The 4,397-nt window shown below is 61.7% G+C and carries 3 protein-coding genes; all 3 read left to right on the top strand.

Annotated features, from left to right (window positions below):
- The coding region (locus tag WD012_RS08170) for an AAA family ATPase (RefSeq protein ID WP_339563256.1) at nucleotides 1–1,591 on the top strand (1,591 nt) is incomplete at its 5' end.
- A 2-nt stretch (nucleotides 1,592–1,593) separates the two neighbouring features.
- On the top strand, nucleotides 1,594–2,247 hold the full coding sequence (locus WD012_RS08165) for an RloB family protein (RefSeq protein ID WP_339563255.1): 654 nt from the start codon (nucleotides 1,594–1,596) through the stop codon (nucleotides 2,245–2,247).
- A gap of 600 nt (nucleotides 2,248–2,847) precedes the next feature.
- Nucleotides 2,848–4,397 (top strand): leucine-rich repeat domain-containing protein (locus WD012_RS08160; protein WP_339563254.1); only part of this gene is annotated, 1,550 nt, incomplete at its 3' end.

The raw sequence follows: 4,397 nt of genomic DNA, 5'->3' as shown, positions 1-4,397 counted from the left end.
GGGGCGTCTGCCTTGCGGGGCCTTCCCGTATCCGCGGGTCGATGCCGACAGCCTGTTGTTCATGTGCAAGCGCAGCGTCTCCGGTGGAATCGATGCTGACGGCATCCCCGTTGACTGCGTGAAACGTGAAAATTTTGCATTTCGCGCGGTCGGTGAGAGAATGAAGCCGTCGTTAATATCACAGGTCAGGGAGGTCGGCGTGCTCGTATCGTTCACGTTCGAGAACTGGAAATCATACCGGGGGCCGGCTGGCCTGAGCATGGTCGCCGGCCGTGGTAGGAGCCATGCCGGCACCCTGATTCCCGTTCCCGGCTACAGGGGGTTGTCTCTGTTGCCCGTCGCGGGGATTTGGGGCGGCAACGCCGGCGGGAAGACCAATATCCTTGACGCGTTGCGGTTCGTGAAGGCATTCGTGACCGGCGAGTACGAGACCGCAAGGGGAGGGATTCCCGTCCGTGGGTTCCGTCCCGGCAGTCCGGACGACCCTACGCGGTTCTCCATCGTCTTCATCGTGGACGGCCGGATGTGGCTGTTTGAATTCTCCCTGACCCGTTCCGGGGTCATCGACGAGGCCCTGTACTGGCATACGAAGGACGGGATCGGCGACAGTGGCTGGAGGAACGTCTACAGCCGTACCACCGACGGCGGGGGCGACGCTGTCGTCGAGCTCCAGCCGGCTGCATGCCCGGAACTGCCCGGCTGGGACGCCGAATTGTGCGGCAGGCTCGTGGAATGCGCCAGGGGAACCGGCCCTTACCGGCTTTTCCTTTCGAATACCGTGGGGCAGCGGATCCCCGTGTTCGCACACCTCTACGGGTGGTTCGACTCCACCTTGCGCCACGCGGGGGCGGACACCCAGTACACCCGTTTCTCCAGGGTGCTTACCGATGAACGGTACTGCAGGATGTTCGGGGAGATTCTCCGAGCCCTCGACACGGGGGTCGACAGGGTCGGTCTTGAGGAGGCTCCCGCCTCCGAGATCGAGCGAAGCATGGACCCGAGGTTCCTCGCGCGGCTGGAATCCGACGGGGACACCATGTATCAGCTCGTGCACCAGCCACTCCACGATATCACCGACGCCGTGTACCTCGTCACGAAGAAAGACGGGAACATCAGCGTCCGCCGTGTCCAGACATACCGCCGCCGGCGGGATGGGACGGAGGAGCGGTTCGGGTTCGAGAACGAGTCCTCCGGTACCAGGCGCCTGCTCGAGGTCCTCCCGGTCTTCACCGATCTGTGGTCCGGTGACACGGAATGCGTCTGGCTGCTTGACGAGATCGACAAGGAGTTCCATACGGACATGACCCAGGCGCTTGTGCGACGTGTCCTTGAATCCTCGGGAGGTGCCCATGACCGCAGCCAGATGATCTTCACCACGCACGACCTGATGCTCATGGACACCGATTTGTTGCGCGCCGACGAGATCTACATAGCGGAACGGTCCCGGTCCGGTGAATCGTCCCTGGCCGCGCTCAGCTCCTACAAGGGGATACGCAAGGACCTTGACCTGCGCAGGAGCTATCTGGAGGGGCGGTTCGGCGGCCTTCCGTCCATCGACGCGTCCTACGGCTCGGAGGGGACGGAGGAGTAGCCATGGCCAGAACGAGACGGAATGACGCGGTCCGCCCCCGACACCCGTCCATCAGGCGGTCCGAGGGGTTCAAGGAGCAGAACATCGTCGTGCGTATCCTCGCGGAGGGGAAGGCCACCGAGCCGGACTACTTCAACGAGTGCATACGTGGCCTCATCCCCGGTAACGTCCGCTGCCACGTCGAATCCGGCGGCGGCGAGTACAGTACGCTTGTCGGGATGGCGAAGCGGGAGGAGCACAGGTTCCCGAACGCCGAGATCTGGATTGTCGCCGACACCGAGAACAGGCTTTCCGCCGAGTACGTCCCGCTGGAACAATGGGCGCGGGGCGGTGAGCACCGCCACTTGGCCGTATCCAACACCATGTTCGAGATATGGGTGCTGTTGCACGCCGAGACGAAGCCCAACACATCCTCCGCGGCGGCCGGGCGTCTCAGGGAGCTCATGAAACGCGAATACGGGTCCAGATGCCGGTACGACGGGACGCACAAGCACTTGCGTGGCGTCGTCTTCACCGCCGAGGACGTGCGGCGGGCGATCGGCAGGGCACGGCAGCGGCGCGCGTCATTTGGGGGAGGGAACGACAAGACCGTCCCCGGGGAAACCTGGTGCACGACCGTCGACCTTCTCGTCGAAAGCATCACGGGCGATATCTGAAAATAAGGGACGGATAAAAGGGCGTATGAGAGAAAGGACCGCACGCCGTCGAAGGCGGTGCGGTCGCTGGCTTGCGGGTTTCTTGCGTGTCTGTGGTGTCTGCGGGGGTGCATCTCGTTTGGCTGTAGTACCTGCCGGGCTGTATCTGCGTTATCGGTGTTCATGCGCGCCCGGTATCGCGGGTACGATCCGCGGAATACCGACGATGCTACTTGGGGTATCGGGTGTTCGCGAACACAGATATGCGAAATGGGTTGCGGCAGGTACTGCAGATAACGCAGATAGTCGGCATGCATGTTGTGGTGTCGGGTGCCTGCGGGAATATGGGGTCCGTTCCACCGGTGTCGCGGCGTTTGCCGGGGTTTGTCTGATGGGGTTTTGGCTACGGGGGGGGGGTATGTTGTGGTTGTGTGGGAGGGTGTTGGTTGCCCCCGCCTTTTGGAGAGATGTGTTTTTGAGGAGGGTGCCATGGGTGTTGCTCGTGGTCGTTGTCGGGCTGCCGGTGTGGTGGCTGGCGTGTTGGCTTGTGTGTTGGCGGTGGCCCCGTCGGCGTCGGCTGACGTGTCGTCCGTGTCGGTGTCAGGTGGTGTGTCGCAGTGTGTGCCGGACAGGTCGACGATAGCGCAGTGCTTCCCGGACCAGGCATTGGCGCAGGGTATCGCCAAGAAGTTGAAGGGTGATGCGGGCAAGACGGGTGAGGTGCTCACATCCAAGGACGTGAACAACACCACCCGACTCTTCACCGAGTCTTATTTGCGTCCAAGTTCTTCGATAGTGAGCCTGCAGGGCCTGCAGGTGTTCACGAACCTCCAGTGGCTGAATCTGGATAAGACGAAGGTGTCGGACCTGTCGCCGTTGGCGAAGCTGACGAAACTCGGGGACCTGTGGCTGTCTGGTACTCAGGTGTCTGATGTGTCCCCGTTGGCGAAACTGGCGAACCTCCAGTACCTGCATCTGTCGGGTACGCAGGTGTCCAACGTGTCGCCGTTGGCGAAGCTGGCGAAGCTCGATTACCTGGATCTGTCCAATACTCAGGTGTCCAACGTGTCGCCGTTGGCGAAGCTGACGAACCTCAAGTCGCTGAATTTGAATGGTACTCAGGTGTCTGATGTGTCTTCGTTGGCGGGGCTGGCGAAGCTCGGGGTCCTGCGTCTGGGTGATACGAAGGTGTCTGATGTGTCGCCGTTGGCGAAGCTGACGAACCTCGGGTCCCTGGATTTGGATAAGACTCAGGTGTCCAATGTGTCTTCGTTGGCGGGGCTGACGGAGCTCCAGCATCTGGATTTATCGGAGACCCAGGTGTCTGATGTGTCGCCGTTGGCGAAGCTGACGAACCTCGGGTTCCTGGATTTGTCTAATACGCGGGTGTCTGATGTGTCTCCGTTGGCGAAGCTGGCGAAGCTCGTGTCCCTGTGTCTGTCGGGTACGCTGGTGTCTGATGTGTCGCCGTTGGCGAAGCTGACGAACCTTGAGTCCCTGGATCTGTATGGTACGCTGGTGTCTGATGTGTCTCCGTTGGCGGGGCTGACGAAGCTCGAGTACCTGGATCTGTATGGTACGGGTGTGTTGGATCTGAGCGTGTTGCATGGATTGTCCCTGTATGGTGGCAGTACAGATACGGGTACAACGTCGTTTGCCGGTGTGCGTCCGAGCGCGAAGCTGACGGTTGAGGGGGATGGTTCGGTGAGTATGCCGGCGCCCCGTTGGCTTGACGGCACATGGGTGGCGCCGTCGTCCACGTCGCCTGCCGGCGGCACGCTGGACGCGAAGCGTGGCGTGGTCACGTGGAAGACGTACGACCCGAAGGCGTCGTACTCGTATGACTTCAAGCAGTCCTTCACCCTCAAGGCGGATGGCATGTCCGTGGAGTTCAGCGGCCGTGTGTCGGGTGTGAAGCCGGTGGCGAAGACGTTTGCGGTGGTGTTTGATTCGGCTGGTGGTTCGTCGGTTGCGTCGCAGACGGTCGAGTATGGTGCGAGGGCTGTCGCGCCGAAGGATCCCGTGAGGGCGGGGTATGTGTTCCAGGGTTGGTATACCGCGAAGGCCGGCGGTTCGAAGTATGATTTCAGCAAGCCGGTGACCGGCGGGCTGACCTTGTATGCGCGTTGGACGCCGGTGCCGAAGACGTTTACGGTGTCGTTTGATTCTGC

Origin of the sequence: Bifidobacterium thermophilum (genome assembly GCF_037482445.1) — a bacterium.
Classification (GTDB): Bacteria; Actinomycetota; Actinomycetes; order Actinomycetales; family Bifidobacteriaceae; genus Bifidobacterium; species Bifidobacterium thermophilum_B.
Note: the sequence above shows the minus strand (reverse complement) of the source record. Positions and strands in the feature narration are given on the sequence as shown.